13 protein-coding genes and 1 tRNA gene are annotated in these 17914 nt (G+C 64.4%); 10 read left to right on the forward strand and 4 right to left on the reverse strand.

Translation table 11 applies throughout. The annotated features are described in order from the left end of the window. The coding region (locus GEV06_24735) for a DUF222 domain-containing protein (GenBank protein MPZ21078.1) at window positions 1-869 on the forward strand (869 nt) is incomplete at its 5' end. Between the two features lie 177 nt (window positions 870-1046). Here the strand turns inward: GEV06_24735 and GEV06_24740 are convergent. Then, window positions 1047-2279, reverse strand: a complete 1233-nt coding sequence (locus tag GEV06_24740; protein ID MPZ21079.1) for a cysteine desulfurase-like protein — start codon at window positions 2277-2279, stop codon at window positions 1047-1049. 341 nt (window positions 2280-2620) lie between these two features. On the opposite strand from GEV06_24740, the gene GEV06_24745 reads away from it, so the two are divergent. Further along, entirely contained in the window at window positions 2621-3043 is a 423-nt protein-coding gene (locus GEV06_24745) for a MerC family mercury resistance protein (GenBank protein MPZ21080.1), read from the forward strand. A 115-nt stretch (window positions 3044-3158) separates the two neighbouring features. Here GEV06_24745 and GEV06_24750 read toward each other — a convergent pair whose 3' ends face one another. Next, window positions 3159-4358, reverse strand: a complete 1200-nt coding sequence (locus GEV06_24750) for a selenocysteine synthase (GenBank protein MPZ21081.1) — start codon at window positions 4356-4358, stop codon at window positions 3159-3161. Between the two features lies 1 nt (window position 4359). Beyond that, entirely contained in the window at window positions 4360-6843 is a 2484-nt protein-coding gene (locus tag GEV06_24755) for a sodium-translocating pyrophosphatase (GenBank protein MPZ21082.1), read from the reverse strand. Between the two features lie 346 nt (window positions 6844-7189). Between GEV06_24755 and GEV06_24760 the strand changes: the two genes are divergently transcribed. Then, window positions 7190-8614 (forward strand): aldehyde dehydrogenase family protein, encoded by a 1425-nt coding sequence (locus tag GEV06_24760; protein MPZ21083.1) that lies wholly within the window; start codon window positions 7190-7192, stop codon window positions 8612-8614. A gap of 75 nt (window positions 8615-8689) precedes the next feature. On the opposite strand, the gene GEV06_24765 is transcribed toward GEV06_24760, so the two are convergent. After that, a complete protein-coding gene (locus GEV06_24765; GenBank protein MPZ21084.1) occupies window positions 8690-9271 on the reverse strand; it encodes a hypothetical protein in 582 nt (193 codons plus the stop codon). A gap of 599 nt (window positions 9272-9870) precedes the next feature. Here GEV06_24765 and GEV06_24770 point away from each other — a divergent pair. From GEV06_24770 to rho, 7 genes are all read left to right on the forward strand, one after another. Continuing rightward, window positions 9871-9957: transfer RNA gene (locus GEV06_24770), tRNA-Leu, on the forward strand. Between the two features lie 107 nt (window positions 9958-10064). Then, the gene (gene tig, locus GEV06_24775) at window positions 10065-11351 is read left to right on the forward strand and encodes a trigger factor (protein MPZ21085.1); all 1287 of its coding nucleotides are present in this window, start codon (window positions 10065-10067) and stop codon (window positions 11349-11351) included. A gap of 147 nt (window positions 11352-11498) precedes the next feature. Then, complete coding sequence (locus GEV06_24780) at window positions 11499-12086, forward strand: ATP-dependent Clp protease proteolytic subunit (GenBank protein ID MPZ21086.1); 588 nt, start codon at window positions 11499-11501, stop codon at window positions 12084-12086. A 166-nt stretch (window positions 12087-12252) separates the two neighbouring features. Further along, window positions 12253-13497 (forward strand): ATP-dependent Clp protease ATP-binding subunit ClpX, encoded by a 1245-nt coding sequence (gene clpX / locus GEV06_24785; GenBank protein MPZ21087.1) that lies wholly within the window; start codon window positions 12253-12255, stop codon window positions 13495-13497. Between the two features lie 13 nt (window positions 13498-13510). Further along, window positions 13511-15898 carry an endopeptidase La gene (locus tag GEV06_24790; protein ID MPZ21088.1) on the forward strand — a complete coding sequence of 796 codons (2388 nt, stop codon included), beginning with the start codon at window positions 13511-13513 and terminating at the stop codon, window positions 15896-15898. Window positions 15899-15973: 75 nt separating this feature from the next. Further along, window positions 15974-16546 (forward strand): ribosome biogenesis GTP-binding protein YsxC, encoded by a 573-nt coding sequence (gene ysxC, locus GEV06_24795; GenBank protein MPZ21089.1) that lies wholly within the window; start codon window positions 15974-15976, stop codon window positions 16544-16546. Window positions 16547-16605: 59 nt separating this feature from the next. Beyond that, window positions 16606-17862, forward strand: coding sequence for a transcription termination factor Rho (gene rho, locus GEV06_24800; protein ID MPZ21090.1), 1257 nt, complete (start codon window positions 16606-16608; stop codon window positions 17860-17862). The last annotated feature ends 52 nt before the right edge of the window (window positions 17863-17914 follow it).

Here is a 17914-nt window from a genome sequence, read left to right on the forward strand (position 1 = left end):
GGGCCGCCCGCGAGAAGGTGCGCGTGGCGCGCGCGCTGGCGACGCTGCCCCTGACGAGCGCCGCCATGAATCGCGGCGAGATCTCCTATTCGAAAGTCCGCGCGATCTCGCGCGTCGCGACGCCCGCGAACGAGGCGCGGCTCGTGGATGCGGCGCGGGGCGGCACCGCGGCACACATCGAGCGGCTGGTCCGCGCCTGGCGCCGCGTCGATCGGCAGGCTGAGGCCCGAGACACCGCGCGGCGACACCAGCAGCGGCATCTCCACACCTGGGTGGATGAGGACGGGATGCTGGTGATCCGCGGGCGGCTCCCGCCGGAGCTCGGCGCGGTGGTGCAGCGGGCGCTCGAGGCCGCGGCCGATCGGTTGTTCCGGGAAGAGGCGGCCGTGCCGCGCGACGATGGTGCGGCGGAGGTTACGGCGGCGCAACGCCGCGCCGACGCCCTCGGACTCCTCGCCGAGAGCGCGCTGGCCAGCGACCTGGATCGCGGGACGGCGGGCGATCGCTATCAGGTCGTGATTCACGTCGACGAGGACACGTTGACGGAAGGCACCCGACCGGCCACCGGGGATGCGGCCGAGCGCGACACGGGGCAGTCAGTCCTGGAAAACGATGAGGGCGCGTACGCTTCCGCGGGAACGTCGCGGCGAATCGCCTGCGACGCGTCGACCGTGGTGATGCGGCATGCGCCGGACGGGACGGTGCTCGATGTCGGCCGGAAGACGCGGACGATTCCGCCGGCGATTCGCCGGGCGCTGGCCGCCCGCGATCGCCGCTGCCTGGGCTGGGCGCTCGACGTCCTGCGGGATCGTCCGGTGGGCGTGGCCACAGGCGGGGACGTTACCGCGGAAGCGTGCATCGGGACGTAGGCGCGCTGCCCGGGCGCCCACGTGCGCGTCCGGCTCCCGGCGACCGGCCACCCCATCTCCGTTAAGCACCCCGTCGTCCGAGGGAGGTCGTCCTGCAGATCCTGGAGGGCGCGGCTGAAGCCGCGCCCTACCGCCACCCTCGCGCCCAGCCGTAGGGCGCCCCCTTCAGCGACGCTGTCAGCCAACGATGTCGCGCACAGCGTCGATCACGCGCTCCACTTCATCCATCGTCGTATAGCCGACGCAGCCAACGCGGACCAGGCCGCGCTCCGCAAGACCGAGGCGATCGACGAGCCTCTTGGCGTAGAAGTCGCCATGCGAGACGAAGAGCGCGCGGTCCGCGAGCAGACGCGCCACGTCACGCGAGTGGCGTCCGTCGAGCGCAAACGCGATCGTCGGCGTCCGCGGGCGGTCGGGCGGTGGGCCATAAAGCTGGACGCCCGGAAAGGCCGCGAGCCCTTCCCAGAGACGCGTCACCTGTGCCATGCCTCGCTCATGGAGGGATCGATACGTGGCGTGAAGTCCTTGCCGGAGGTCGGCCGCGTCGGGCGCGAGCGAGGCCAGAAATCGCACCGCTTCGGCAGCGCCGGCAATGCCTTCGTGGTTTTGAGTGCCGGTCTCGAGCGAGTCCGGCGGCCGCGACGGCGCCGGCTCCAGCTTCGGCAGGTCGAGCGATTCGAGATGGACGCGCTTCCCCCACAGCACGCCGACGTGTGGCCCGTAGAACTTGTACGCCGAGCACGCGAGGAAATCGCAGTTGAGTGCCTGAACATCGACGAGCGCGTGCGGCGCGTAGTGAACGGCGTCGGCGAACAGCAGCGCGCCACGTTCGTGCGCAACGGCGCCTACACGCGCCACATCATTCACGGTACCTACGGCGTTCGCCGCCGCCCCAATGGCCACGAGCCGCGTGCGGGCAGTGATCGCGCGGGTGAGGTCGTCCCAATCGAGCTCGCCACGCTGCGCATCGAGACGAACCATCCTGACTATCAGGTCGCGCTCGCGCGCGACCGCCCGCCAGGGATCGATATTCGCGTGGTGATCGAGCTCGGTGACGATGATCTCATCCCCCGGCGTCCACTTGCGCGCCAGCGCGCGCCCCAAGTGCAACGTCAGCGTCGTCATGTTGGCGCCGAACGCAATCTCCTTCGGCGACGCGTTGAGAAACGTCGCGAGCGTCGCCCGCGCATCGGCGAGCATGGCGTCCGTCTCTTCACTCGTCGGGTAGCACCAATGCGAGTTCGCGTTGTGATCGACGAGGTACGCCACCATCGTATCGACGACGCGCTGCGGCACCTGCGTGCCGCCCGGACCATCCAGATAGGCAACCGGAAGGCCGTTGTGCTGGCGCCCGAGCGCAGGAAACAGCGCACGAATCTCATCGACAGGGGCTACGGGTGCTACCGGCAGGGCTCCGGCAACCTCAATACCTGGCTCAACGTCCTGTCCGACGCCGCCCCTCTTGCTCGCTCGAGTCACGATGCTCCTCTGTGTGCTCTGCCGGAACGCTGCGGAAACGGCCGCCTCGGCGAGGCGGCCCTACCGCGAATCCGCTACATATCTTACGCGCAGTCGACAACGGTCTGAGGTCCGAGTCAAGACTGCACGCGGCCCGGCGATGCGCTTCACCGAGCAGTCTCGTGTCGCTGGCGTGCGGCGGGCGCTGCTCAACGGCGGGTAACGTCCACTCATTGACTTTCGCGAGACGTCCGCGCACGCATTTCGCAGCCTGTGAAGGAGCGACGCGGTGTATGCAGAGATCTGCCTTCTTCTATCACCCATCGAGCAGCGTGTCCGTGCGCGATCGGGCTGGGATTGCGACCGCACTGCTATGTGCGGTGCATTGCGGGCTGTTGCCCCTCGGCGCGGGTCTGCTATCGGCGATTGGCCTCGACATGCTGCTCACCGACGGTGTCGAGCTGGCGTTGCTGATGCTGGCCGGGGTTATCGGCGTTTGGAGCCTCTGGCCGGCGTTCCAGCACCGACATCGACGCCTGTTGCCGCTGCTGATCTTCCTGGCGGGCCTGCTCGTCATGAGCGTCGCACGAGTGCTCGAACACGTATCGGCGTCGCTGGAGCTCTCGTTGGTCGTCGTGGGGGCAGCGGCGATCGCGACGGCCCATGTCAAGAACCTCTGTCTGTGCCAACGCTGCGCCGTTTGCGAAGACGACTGAGAAGGCCACGACGGGATCTGTAGCGAGGGGCCTTTCCGCCTTCGCGTTTTGCGCTTCGGCGGACGAGCCGCGCGCTACGTACATCTGGTGAATGAGCGCGCTCCGATAGCGGATCTCACGCCAGCACCTGACGCAGGCGCAAAGCCACGACGTTCTCCTCGCCGGGCCGCATCATCCAGACACCGACCACGAGCGCCTCTTCCTCCGACCGCACGCGAATCGACGGCTCTCCGTCCCGCAAGGCGGCTTCGGCTTCTTGCGGCGTCATTGCCTTTTCTCGAAAGTCCCAGGAGATTCGAACGTGGGGCACGTGGTTCGCGATCTCGGGCACATAGATCTCCGCGTCCACGCCGGGCACGGCAGCCGCACTTCTCCGGATCGTCTCGGCTCGTCGTTCGAGCTCAGCTCGCTCCTTGTCATGATCCTTGCCCAGGTAGCGCTCCACCGCCACCAGCATGCCGAGCATTTCTTCCTTGTTGATCTTCATCCCGCGGCCGATGGCGTTGCCATGCGGTGGCGCGTTCAGTCGTGCCGCTGCGATGAGATCCCGACGACCGAGCAACAGGCCAGCGCTCTGGGGTCCCCGGAGGCCCTTCCCTCCCGAGAACGTCACGAGGTCGAAGCCCATCGTGGTGTACTTCCGCAGCGCATCGACGGGTGGTACGTCAGCAGCGGCGTCGTTGAAGGTCGGAATGCCGTGCTGCTTCCCCAGTTGGACGAACTCTTCGTCTCGAATCTGCCCTGCGTTGTTCCGGTCATTGAAGAAGAGCATCATGGCGGTCTCGTCTGTGATCGCCCGCTCGAGCTCCTCCCGCGTCTCGACCTCCACAAACCGCACGCCGCAGTTCCTCACGGCATGCTCATAGCCGAAACGGTGGCTCTTCTGAATCACGACCTCCGTCTTCATGCCGACCAGGTTCGGGAGATCGACGATCTTCTGCTCATCGTCACCGGTCAGGACCGCGGCGGTCCCCAAGGTCAGCGCCGAGGCTGCGCCCGCCGTCACCATGGCAGCTTCGCAGCCGAGGAGCGCGGCAAGCCGCTCACCCACGCGGTCGTGGAGCTCATCCAACATCACGAAGTGCTCGGATGCGTAGTTGATCGCATCCATCACCTCGGGCGGCATGAGCGACGCCGTCATGGCCGTGAAGGTCCCAGCCGCGTTGATGAATGGGCGCACGCCCAGCTCATTGAAATAATCGCGCCCCGCGCCTCGATCACGCGCGGATCCGGTCTGTGACCAGCGCGCCCGGATGGGGACCCCAACCAGCGGGACTGCCGAGAAGATCTCCAGAAACCGTCGTCGATTCCACATCTTACTGAGTATGTGACGGCGCTTCGGCAGGTGTGGTCGACGCCTCCATCTGCGCGCCGATCCGCATCCCGTAGAACGAGCGCCAGACAAAGAACACAGAAACGAGGAAGAAGACCGCTGCCAACAGCCGGCTGATCTCCACCCCTGCATCAGCCGTGAGCGTCACGGCAAGCTCCACCGCGAGCAGACCGAACAGCGTGGTGAACTTGATGACCGGGTTCATCGCCACCGACGAGGTGTCTTTGAACGGATCGCCGACGGTGTCCCCAACCACGGTTGCCTCATGCAGAGCGGTGCCCTTCTGCTGCAGCTCGACCTCGACCACCTTCTTGGCGTTGTCCCACGCTCCGCCGGCGTTCGCCATGAAGATCGCCTGGTACAGGCCGAGGATGGCAATGGAGACCAAGTAGCCGATGAAGAAGAACGGCTCGACGAACGCGAACGCCAGTGTCCCGAAGAAGATGGCCAAGAAGATGTTGAACATTCCCGCCTGCGCGTACTTCGTGCAGATCTCCACCACCTTCTTGCTGTCGGCCACCGACGCACGGGTTGTTCCCTCGAGGCGAATATTGCGCTTGATGAACTCCACCGCGCGATACGCGCCGGTGGTCACCGCTTGCGTCGACGCGCCCGTGAACCAGTAGATCATCGCGCCGCCCGTGACCAGCCCCAGCATGAACGGTGCGTGCAGCAGCGACAGCTTCTCCACATCCTCGGTCAGACCCGCCGTGAGCGCCATGATGATCGAGAAGATCATCGTCGTCGCGCCGACCACGGCCGTGCCGATGAGCACCGGCTTCGCCGTGGCTTTGAAGGTATTGCCCGCACCATCGTTCAATTCGAGGAGATGCTTGGCGCGCTCGAAGTTCACGTCGACGCCGTACACGCGCTTCACAGCCTCGTTGGCATCAGGCGCCTGCTCGATGAGCGACAGCTCATAAATCGACTGTGCGTTGTCGGTCACCGGGCCGTACGAGTCGACGGCAATCGTGACCGGGCCCATACCAAGGAAGCCGAACGCGACGAGGCCGAACGCAAACACCGGCGCCGCGAGCATGATCGCCTCGAGACCCGCGCTGAAGACGTACGAGACGCTCATCAAGCCGACGATGCTCATGCCGAGCCAGTAGCCGGAGAAGTTGCCGGCGACGAGACCGGAGAGGATGTTGAGCGACGCCCCACCTTCCTGTGACGACGTCACGATCTCTTTCACGTGACGGGACTCGGTCGAGGTGAACACCTTCACGAGCTCAGGGATGACCGCACCTGCCAGCGTGCCGCATGAGATGATCGCCGAGAGCTTCCACCAGAGCGTCTGGTCGCCGCCAAGGCTCGGGATGATGAGGGACGAGACACCAAAGGTGAGCACGATCGAGACGATCGAGGTCACCCAGACGAGCGAGGTGAGCGGCGTCTCGAAGTTCATCTCCGTGGCGTCGCGGTAGCGATTGCGCGTGAGGGTGCTGTTCACCAGATACGCGCCGCCGCTCGCCACGATCATCATGATGCGCATCACGAAGAGCCACACGAGCAGCTGCACCTGCACGACCGGATCGCCCACGGCGAGCAGGATGAAGGTGATGAGCGCGACGCCGGTCACCCCATAGGTCTCGAAGCCGTCGGCGGTTGGCCCTACCGAGTCGCCCGCGTTGTCCCCAGTGCAGTCCGCGATCACACCCGGATTCCGCGCATCGTCCTCCTTGATGTGGAAGACGATCTTCATCAGGTCCGAGCCAATGTCGGCAATCTTGGTGAAGATGCCGCCGGCAATGCGCAGCGCCGCCGCACCGAGCGACTCGCCGATGGCGAACCCGATGAAGCATGGCCCCGCGTAGTCGCCTGGGACGAACAGCAGAATGAAGAGCATGATGATCAGCTCGACGCTGATGAGCAACATCCCGATGCTCATGCCGGACTTGAGTGGGATGGCGTGCAGCGGATACGGCTTGGCAGCCAGGCTGGCGAATGCCGTGCGCGAGTTGGCAAACGTGTTCACGCGAATGCCGAACCAGGCGACGCCGTAGCTGCCCGCGATGCCGACGAGGCTGAAGAGCAAGATGATGGCGACCCGTATCAGCTCGAACTGCAGCAGCACGCCGAAGTAGAGCACGATGATGACGCCGATGAAGGCTTCGAGGATCAACAGGAACTTGCCCTGCTGGACGAGATAGGTCTTGCACGTCTCGTAGATCAGCTCGGACATCTCGCGCATCGACTCGTGCACCGGCAGGTTCTTGAGCTGTACATAGGTGACGAGGCCGAACAGCATCCCGAGCAGGCACACGCCGAGCCCGATCATGAGCAAGGCATGGCCGTCGGTCCCGATGAAACCGACCTGCGAGACATCGGGCAGGACGAGGCTGGCTTCTCCGCCGGGACGGTGCGCCGCCTCGGCCGCGGTCTGCGCCCAAACCGGGCTCGAAAAGCCCGTCAGTGTCACTAGCCACACGATCGCGCTCCAAGCTCCGAACCTACACGAGCTCATACCTGTCCTTCCTGTCAGTGGAATCGTGGGTTCTAGCGGGCCGCGACCTGCGGCCGCGCCCCGCGCCCTTCGACTTCGCTCCGAGGCGCCCCGAGCGGGGTCGAGGGGCGACGCTCACTTGCCAGCCCCGAAACGTGACTCAAGTGCGTCAACTTTCGGGTTCTCAAGGGTTCCGGTCAGCGGCGGCACGGCGATCATCGCGGGACCGGAAGAGTATGGATGACCCACAGGCGCCGGCATACAAACGCGCGATTCTTTCATAACTGGACCGCAATGTCGAGATTAGGAGATATTAGGACAATCCTGTCGCTCCTATACTTATTGTCTGCGGCGTCAGAACGTAGGGATTCGAGCCGTGGAGTACACCCAGTTCTACATCGGCGGCCGCTGGCAGACGCCAGCAGGCACTGATCGCATCCTCGTGCAGTCGCCGTCGACCGAAGAGACCATTGGCGCCGTTCCCGCCGGCATCCCCGAAGATGTCGATCGCGCCGCTGCCGCGGCGCGCGCCGCCTTCGAGGGGCCCTGGGGTCAGACGACCGCGGCCGAACGTGCCCAGTGGCTCGGACGACTTGCCGGGCGCCTGGAAGCAGGGCGAAACGCCATTGCCAAGGTCATCGCCCAGGAGGTCGGCACGCCGATCCGGGTCGCCACGAGCATTCAAGCTGCGTCACCCGTCACGATCCTCCGCTCGTACGTTGATCTGCTCGACACGTTCCCCTTCGAGGAGCAGATCGGTAACTCATTGATCGTCCGGGAGCCAGTCGGCGTGGTAGGGGCGATCACACCGTGGAACTACCCGCTCCACCAGATCGCCGCGAAGATTGGACCGGCGCTCGCCGCTGGCTGCACGATTGTGCTCAAGCCAAGCGAGGTGGCGCCGCTCAACGCCTGCCTGCTCGCGGAAGCGTGCCATGACATCGAGCTTCCGCCAGGCGTGATCAATATCGTCCACGGCGCCGGGCCCTCGGTGGGCGAAGCCATCGTCACGCATCCGGCGGTCGCGATGGTCAGCTTCACGGGCTCGGTGGCCGCAGGCCGGCGCGTCGCGGTGCTCGCTGGAGAGCGAATTTGCAAGGTGACGCTCGAGCTCGGGGGAAAATCTGCGTGCGTGCTGCTCGAGGATGGCCCGCTCGAGGAGGCGGTGGCGATGTGCGTGAAGCACGCGATGCTGAACTCTGGGCAGACGTGTAACGCCTGGACGCGGCTCGTCGTACCGCGGGCGCGCCTCCATGAGGTGGAAGAGGTTGCGTCCGCGACCCTCGGCACGCTGCCGCTCGGCGACCCGCTCGATCCCGCCACGCGTCTAGGTCCGCTCATCTCCGCGGCACAGCGAGACCGTGTGGAGCACTATCTGACTGCGGCTCGTCAGGACGGGGCACGACTCGTCGCTGGTGGTCGACGACCGCCAGCGTTCACGAAGGGTCACTACGTCGAGCCCACCGTCTTCAGCGACGTTCGATCGGCGATGACGATTGCACAGGAGGAGATTTTCGGGCCGGTACTTGCCGTGATGCCCTACGACAACGAAGAGGAAGCGGTAGCGATTGCCAACGAGACGAGGTACGGCCTGGCTGGGGCGGTGTGGTCAGCGGATCCCGCGCGTGCGCTGCGCGTCGCGAGGCGGATTCGCGCTGGGCAGGTGGATATCAACGGCGGCCGGTACAACCCGCTCGCACCGTTCGGCGGGTACAAGCAATCTGGCATTGGCCGCGAGATGGGGCGCTTTGGGCTGGAAGAGTATCTTCAGGTCAAGGCTCTCGCACAGTGAACATGCTTCAAAAAAAAGCGCCACGAGGCGTGACTGCCTCGTGGCGCCTGCGTTTCGATAGTGTCTGGACGGTCTTTAGAAACCGCCCTCACAGGATGCAGAAACCATCTCGACAGACTGAGCCTCGAGAGCCTTGCCACCACCGGTGGCACCGGCCTCGGCAACGCCCGATGGCGCGCCTGGCTCGAGTCCCTCTGCCCAGCCGCCGCTCACAGTGATCGTGTGACCGACATGCTCTGACAGGTCGACACCCGCCGCGGCCTTCACCGTGATGTCACCGGCAGGAATCTCCGGCGCACCGGCACCCGCGTCGGCGGGCGCACCAGCGTCCTCGGCCGGCTTCGCGTCGGTGAGCTTGAAGGTGCCCGCTTCATCGCCCTCCTGCAGACAACCCTGGAGGCTGACCTCCTCGCCCATCGGTGCTCCCGGCTCGGCCGGCGACGGCTCCGTGGGTGAGGGCTCCGTGGGCTCTGCCGGGGCCGGATCGGTCGGCGGTGCCGGCTCTGTTGGTGGCGGTTCTGGCTGTTGCGGCGGCTCCGTAGGTTCCTGGAGAACCCCCTGGCTCTGCGTGGCGGCGCCAGCCGACTGGGTCGTCCCAGCCGCCACCGCGAACGCGCACGCAGCCAGGATACACGTGCCAACGAAGATACGCTTCATAGCGTCGTGCTCCTTTAAAGGCCCAAGCCTTGAAAACCTTACGTTGACGAGGCTCAGGTTAGTGATGCCCCGAAGGGCGTTCTTCCGGCCCGCGTCGCGCGTGGCCGAGTCAGCGTCGGCCGAAGTAAGACGCAAAAGCCGGACCAATCATCGGGGTGGGGGCATGGGGGCTATTTCGCCAGCCCACAGATAGATGGAAACAGTTGCTTCACCCTGTATATGAGGAATGTGCGTCAAATCCTCATACAGCGAGGGCGAAAGCGTGTAGATATGACGCACGCCACCCTTATGGCGAAGGCTGTCTCGCCGTAGCCGCGAAGCGGCGGAGGCGGACAAGCACAACCTGAGCCAGACGGCTCGTGGGTGACGTTCGGGCAACAGGAAGAAGGAACCGGCACGCGATTCCTTTTTCCAGTGCGCCGTGGTACGCTCAGGTTACCTTGGGCTGCCGCGCTCAGCGCGAGTGAAGTCTCCACGTCGAGCTCATCGACTAGCCTTCGCGCTTGGGCTAGCGACGGTAGGGCGCGTCAGCCTCCCGCGCCGTCACGGCCGCCTCGGCGAGGCGGCCCTACCTATGTTGAGGATCTCAACTCCAACGGGCGAAAGTGGCGGAATTGGCAGACGCGCCGGATTTAGGATCCGGTAGCCGCAAGGCTGTGGGGGTTCGAGTCCCCCCTTTCGCACCAGCCTTCGCTCGCCTTCGGCGAGCTACGGCTAGGCAAGCCAGCTATTTATCGCGAAGGCTGTCTCGCCGAAGCGGCGGAGGCGGACACTTCCAGCTATCATCGAATCTATGAAAGTCGACCTCATCGACATCTCCGAGACGGAGAAGACGTTGGACGTGGAAGTGCCGTCGACGGTGGTCGAGACGGAGATCACACGGGTCGCCGGTGAGTATGCGCGCTCGGCGCGACTGCCTGGCTTCCGGCCCGGGAGGGCGCCGCTCTCGGTGATCCGCCGGCGCTACAAGCAGCAGATTCTGAGCGACGTCGCCGAGAGACTGGTGTCACGGGCGGTAGACGAGGCGCTCCGCGAGCGCGAGGTCGAACCGGTCGACACACCGCGCGTGAGTCAACTGTCCATCGAGGAAGGTCAGCCGCTCACCTTCAGCGCGGCGATTGAGACCGTGCCACCGATTGACCCCGGCGATTACGCGGCGATCACGCTGCGCCGACCGCCGATCACCACAGATGAGGACGAGGTCGACAAGGCGCTCTCGCGCCTCCGCGAGCGTGCCGCGCGCTTCGAGCCGATCGAGGATCGCGACGCACAGCATGGCGACACGGTGATCATGGACGTCTCCCGCCGCCGCCTGACGCCGGAAGAGTCGGAGGCGCCGGCGCAGCTCGAGGACGCCTCCGCCGAGATTGGGTCCGCGGCCAATCCCCGCGGCTTCGACGAGGCGCTGCTGGGCGTGAAGGCGGGCGACGCGAAGACCTTCACCCTCCAGTTCCCGCCAGACGACGAGGTCGAGGAGCTTCGTGGTGCGGAGATGGAGTATTCCATTACCGTGAAGGCACTGAGGCGCCGGATCTTACCGACGCTAGATAATGAGTTCGCGAAGGATCTCGGGGAGTTCGACTCCTTGGACGCCCTGCGCGCGCGCGTCCGGGAGGACCTGACGCGACACGCCGAGTTGGAGCGGAGCCGCGCGATGCGCCAGGAGCTGCTGCGGCAGCTGGCGGCGCGCGTCAGCTTCGACGTCCCGGAGGTCTTGGTCGAGCGAGAGCTCGGTCGCCGCGCCGAGGAGTTCGTCAGGCGCCTGAAGGAGCAGCGGATCGACCCGACACAGGCGGGCATCGATTGGGACGCCTTTCGAGACGAGCAGCGTGAGGGGGCTGCCGAGAGTGTGAAAGCGGTGCTCGTGGTGGATGCCATCGCGCGGCGCGAGGCGCTCACGGCGGAGGCAAGCGAGATCGATGCCGAGATCGATCGCGTCGCGAGACAGGCCGGTCTGGAGGTGGACCGGGTGCGGCGTCACCTCGAACACGAGGGAGACGTGGAGCGGTTGGCCGTAGGCATTCGGCGGGACAAGGCGATTGACTTGGCGATGGCGCGTGCTACAATCGTTGACGCGTGATCACTCGCTTTCCTGCCGATTTTTCCCAATTCCAATGGACCTAAGGCGCGTGTCGTCGCCGTGGTTCGTCCGCCGGAGCGGGCGGCGGGCCTTGCGGCAGACGCCGCCGCCCCTTGCAGCGGCCAAGCAGATATGCCGGAGACGCGGATGCAGCTCATCCCTATGGTGGTGGAGCAAACCAGCCGGGGAGAACGAGCCTACGACATTTACTCGCGCCTGCTGAAGGACAGCATTATCTTCATCGGGACACCGATCGATGACCAGATCGCGAACCTGGTCGTGGCGCAGATGCTCTTCCTCGAGGCGGAAGATCCGGATCGAGACATCTTGTTGTACATCAACAGCCCTGGTGGCTCGGTGACGTCAGGGATGGCGATCTATGACACGATACAGTTCATCAAGCCGGATGTGCACACGTACTGTATCGGGCAGGCCGCCTCTGTCGCCGCGGTGCTGTTGGCGGCAGGCGCGAAGAACAAGCGCTATTCGTTGCCGAACGCTCGGATTCTCATCCACCAGCCCTGGCTCACGGGGCTGGGGGGCCAAGCCACCGACATCGACATTCACGCGCGAGAGCTCCTGCGGACGCGCGACCGATTGAACCAGATTCTGTCCACCCACACGGAGCAGCCGCTCAAGCGCATCCAAGACGACACCGAGCGCGATTTCATCATGAGCGCGGACCAGGCCAAGGAATACGGTATTATTGATGACGTGATCCTGAAGCGTGCGTGAGGTCGACGGGGAAACGGGGACCGTCCTCGTTTCGGCCTCGATGCTTCTGGTCACGGCCGACACGGTCGTCCGAAAACGAGGACGGTGCCATTTCCCCGTCAGCACGGGGTGGGCACCTTGCAGCGGCGGCCGGCGTCATACGGAGTGACCGTCAGGGTACCGCACAATGGTAAAGAAGACCGGCGAGAACGAAGTGCTGCGGTGTTCGTTCTGCAACAAAGATCAGAACGACGTCCGGAAGCTCATCGCGGGCCCGACCGTGTTCATTTGTGACGAGTGCGTCGAGGTCTGCAACGACATCATCGCCGACGACAACAAGTTCGAGGCGCGCGGCGCGCGCACGTCGCTGCCAACGCCGCAGGAAATCAACAAGTTCCTCGAAGAGTACGTCATCGGCCAAGGACAAACCAAGAAGAAGCTCGCCGTCGCCGTCTACAACCACTACAAGCGCATCGAGATCCAGAAGCAGTTGCGTGGACGGCACGATGTCGAGTTGTCGAAGTCGAACATCTTGCTGATCGGCCCGACGGGCACCGGCAAGACCCTCCTCGCGCAGACGCTGGCCAAGCTGCTCTCGGTCCCCTTCACGATCGTCGATGCCACGACGCTCACCGAAGCGGGATACGTGGGTGAAGACGTCGAGAACATCATCCTGAAGCTCTTGCAGGCGGCCGGCGGCGACATCGAAAAAGCGCAGCAGGGCATCATCTACATCGACGAAGTCGATAAGATCTGCCGCAAGGACGAAAATCCCTCGATCACGCGTGATGTCTCTGGCGAGGGCGTTCAGCAGGCGTTGCTCAAGATCCTCGAGGGCACGGTCGCCAACGTGCCGCCGCAGGGCGGCCGCAAGCATCCCCACCAGGAGTTCTACCAGATCGATACGACGAACATCCTGTTCCTCTGCGGCGGCGCCTTCGTGGGCCTCGACAAAGTCATCGAGCGCCGCATCGGCAAGAAGACGATGGGCTTCAAGGCGGACGTGCGCTCGTGGCGAGGGCGTGACCTCGGCTCGACGCTGCAGATGGTGGAGCCCGAGGATCTCATCAAGTACGGTCTCATCCCAGAGTTCGTGGGTCGGCTGCCCGTGGTGGGCACCCTACACGAGCTGGACAAGTCGGCGCTGATGCAAATCCTCATGCAGCCGCGCAACGCGATTGTCCGACAGTACCAAAAGCTGTTCGAGTACGAGGGCGTGAAGCTGCGCTTCACCGAGGATGCGCTGGAGGCGATCGCGGAGCAAGCGCTGAAGCGCCGCATCGGCGCACGCGGCTTGCGGATGATCATCGAGGACCTGATGCTCGAGCTGATGTACGACCTGCCCGGGCAGAAGAAGGTCCGCGAGTGCGTGATCAGCCGAGAGGTCGTCGAGGCCAAAGATAAGCCGATGTTGCTCGAGAAGGCGGGATAGACAAAGGACGCTGATGGAAGTCTTTGAAACCCTCCCAATCGTGCCGTTGCGCGATGTCGTCGTTTTTCCACACATGATGATGCCGTTCGTCATCGGGCGGCCCTCGTCGATTCGGGCGTTGGACCACGCGCTCGGGAAGGACAAGCGAATCTTCCTCGCCGCGCAGCATGACGCGCAGATCGACGAGCCCGCGCCAAACGACATCTACACGATGGGCTGCGTCGCCAACATCGTGCAGAGTCTCAAGCTGCCGGATGGCAACATCAAAGTGCTGGTCGAGGGCATCGACCGCGGTCGGACGATCGAGTGGAAAGAAGACAAGGGGTTCTACCGCGTCGTCGTCAAGATGGTGCCGCGCCAGAAGGAGACGGTGCAGGGTGACGTCGAAACGCTCATGAGCCGTGTGGTGGCGCTGTTCGAGCAGTACGTGAAGATCTCGAACAACCTCCAGTACGACGCGATGATCGCTGCCGTGCGCGTCGACGATCCGTCTCGTCTCGCGGACACGATCGCCGCGCATCTGCTCATCAGCATCGAAGAAAAGCAGAACCTGCTCGAGATCATCAGCGCCGGCGAGCGGCTCAACCGCATTGCCGGCGTGCTCGAAGCCGAGGTGGACAAGCTCCAGGTGGACCGCCGGATCCAGTCGCGCGTGAAGAAGCAGATGGAGAAGGCGCAAAAGGAGTACTACCTCAACGAGAAGATGAAGGCGATCCAGAAGGAGCTCGGTCGCCGGGACGAAAAGGGCAACGAGATCGAGGAGCTCAAGAAGAAGATCGAGCAGTCGCGGATGCCGAAGGAGGTCGAGGAGAAGTCCCTGCAGGAGCTCCGACGGCTCGAGGCCATGCCGCCAATGTCGGCCGAAGCCACGGTGTCACGCAATTACCTCGACTGGCTGATTGCCGTCCCCTGGCACAAGAAGACACGCGAGAGCCGCGATCTCAAGCGTGCCGACCAGATCCTCAACGAGGACCACTACGGCCTCGAGAAGATCAAGGATCGCATCCTCGAGTTCCTCGCCGTGCGGACCCTCGTCAAGAAGCCGAAGAGCACGATCCTGACGTTGGTCGGTCCGCCCGGTGTCGGCAAGACATCACTCGCCAAGTCGATTGCGCGGGCCACGAACCGCAAGTTCGTGCGGCTCTCGCTCGGCGGCGTGCGTGACGAGGCGGAGATCCGCGGTCATCGTCGCACCTACATCGGCGCCTTCCCCGGCCAGATCCTGCAGATGATGAAGAAGGCCGGCACACAGAATCCGGTGTTCCTGTTGGACGAAGTCGACAAGATGTCGATCGACTTCCGGGGTGACCCGTCGGCGGCGTTGCTCGAGGTCCTCGATCCGGAGCAAAACCACAGCTTCTTGGATCACTACTTGGACGTCGAGTTCGATCTCTCGCACGTGATGTTCATTTGCACGGCGAACGTGTTGTACACCGTCCCGCAGGCGCTCCGTGACCGGATGGAGGTGCTGCAGCTCGCCGGCTACACGGAGATCGAGAAGGTCGAGATCGCCCGGCGATTTCTCGTCCCGAAGGCCATCCCGGCGACCGGCCTTGTCCAGGAGAACCTCACCTTCGACGAAGAGGCGATTCAGACGATCATCCAGCGCTACACGCGTGAGGCCGGCGTCCGAAGCCTCGAGCGCGAGATCAGCGCGATCTGCCGGAAAGTGGCACGAAAGGTTGTCACCGACGGCAAGGGATTGAGCGAAGAGATCACGCCTGAACGGGTCACGGAGTACCTGGGCGTGCCGCGGTATCGCCCGATGCTCGCCGGCGAGCGCAACGAGATTGGTGTGGCGACCGGCCTCGCGTGGACCGAGGCCGGCGGCGAGATCCTGCTGACGGAAGCCACGCTGATGTCAGGGCGTGGCCGGCTCACACTGACTGGGAAGCTGGGCGACGTCATGCGGGAATCGGCGCAAGCCGCCATGAGCTACGTCCGCGCAAAAGCAGACGAGTTCGGCATTCCCAACGACTTCTATCGCAGAAACGATGTCCACGTGCACATCCCGGAGGGGGCGATCCCGAAAGATGGACCGTCGGCCGGTATCACGCTGGCCGCCGCGCTCGTCTCGGCGCTGGCACGCGTCCCGGCGCGCAGGGATGTCGCGATGACCGGGGAAATCACCCTGCGGGGCAAAGTGCTCCCGATCGGCGGCGTCAAGGAGAAGGTCCTTGCCGCCCACCGCGCTGGGGTGTCCACCATTGTCCTGCCCAAGGACAACGAGAAGGACCTGGCAGATATTCCGAAGAACGTTCTCGATCAGCTCAATATCTACATGGTCGAGGACATGGACGAGGTATTGAAGGTCGCGCTCGCTGAGCCCTTGCCCGGTACGCTTGCGGAAGCCGCTGAAGGGGTCGAGCCCGCCGTGTCTGACGACGCCATTACACACTGACGACCTGGCACCTTGAAATTCGCCTCGGTTCGGTTCGTCCGGAGCGCCGCGGGCGTCGGGGATTTGCCACGTGACATGCTTCCGCAGGTCGCGGTGGTAGGTCGTTCCAATGTCGGCAAATCGAGCCTGATCAACGCCTTGGCCGGCACACGGGTGGCGCGCGTGAGTGCGGCACCCGGCAAGACCCGGCTGATCAATGTCTATCACGTGGAGGTTGCGACACCGACGTCCCGCTCGTTGTACGTCGTCGACCTCCCCGGTTACGGCTACACGCGCGGCGGATCGGCCGCGCGACGGTTGTTCGACAAACTGGTCCGTGCCTACTTCGCACAACCGGCGACAGAGAGTGGAGGGCACGGCCCGTCGGCAGCGCTACTCGTTGTCGACGCTCGACACCCTGGGCTCGCGAACGACGTCGCGGCCTGGAAATGGTTGGTGGCGCTGTCGTGTGAGACGGCAGTCGTCGCCTCGAAAATTGACAAACTTTCCCGCGTGGAGCGGATCCGCGTTATTGAATCATGGCAGACCTCGTTGAACGCTCCGGTCCTGGCCGCGTCGGCGGCGACCGGCGAAGGACTGGAAAGAATACGGAATCTCATCGTCCGGCTCACGAGCCGGCCAACCCCGCCCCCGCAAGGAGCCCCGTGAACGGCCGAGGACGCCCGCCGAGCGACGCAGCTCGTCCACCCGGCAGTGGGACGGATGTCATCGATCTCGCCACACTCAAGGAGATGAGCGTGGCCGAGCTGACACAGCTCGCCAAGGAGCTCGACATCCCGGGGGCCACCGGCATGCGCAAGCAGGAGCTCCTCTTCGAGATCCTGCGCGCGCGCACCGAGAAGAGCGGTCTGCTCTTCTCCGAAGGGGTGCTCGAAGTGCTGCCGGACGGGTACGGCTTCCTGCGTGCGCCCGACTACAACTACCTGGCTGGCCCCGACGACGTGTACGTCTCACCGTCGCAGATTCGCAAGTTCGATCTGCAGACCGGCGACACGGTCTCGGGACAGATCCGGCCGCCCAAGGAGGGTGAGCGCTACTTCGCGCTCATCAAGGTGGAAGCGGTCAATTTCGAGCCCCCGGAGCGGACGCACGACAAGATCTTCTTCGAGAACCTGACGCCGCTCTATCCGGAGGAGCGCCTCAAGCTGGAGGCCACGAGCGACAATGTCTCGGCTCGCGTCATGGACCTCATGACGCCGATCGGCAAGGGGCAGCGAGGCCTCATCGTCTCGGCGCCGCGGACCGGGAAGACGATGCTGCTGCAGAACATTGCCAACAGCATCACCACGAATCATCCCGAGGTGTACCTGATCGTGTTGCTCATCGACGAGCGGCCCGAGGAGGTCACCGACATGCAGCGCTCGGTGAGGGGTGAGGTCATCAGCTCGACGTTCGACGAGCCTGCACAGCGGCATGTGCAGGTCGCCGAGATGGTGATCGAGAAAGCCAAGCGTCTCGTCGAGCACCGGAAGGATGTCGTCATCCTGCTCGACTCGGTTACGCGGCTCGCGCGCGCGTACAACACGGTCGTGCCGCCATCGGGCAAGGTGCTCTCGGGCGGCGTCGACAGTAACGCCCTGCAGCGTCCCAAGCGCTTCTTCGGCGCTGCCCGTAACGTCGAGGAGGGTGGCTCGCTCACGATTATCGCCACCGCGCTCGTCGACACCGGATCGCGCATGGACGAGGTGATCTTCGAGGAGTTCAAGGGCACGGGCAACATGGAGATCCATCTCGATCGCAAGCTCGCCGATCGCCGTGTCTTCCCTGCCATCGACATTCAGAAGAGCGGTACTCGGAAGGAAGAGCTGCTGCTGCCGAAAGAAGACCTGCAGCGCATTTGGGTCTTGCGTAAGGTGCTCAACCCGCTCTCCCCGGTCGAAGCCATGGAGCTGCTCATCTCCAGAATGGGCAAGACGAAGGCGAACGCCGAGTTCCTCGCCTCGATGAGCGGGGGCAAGCAGTAGGGATCTAGGGATCTAGGGATCTAGGGATCTAGGGATCTAGGGATCTAGGGAT

Source organism: Luteitalea sp. (assembly GCA_009377605.1).
GTDB lineage: Bacteria > Acidobacteriota > Vicinamibacteria > Vicinamibacterales > Vicinamibacteraceae > WHTT01.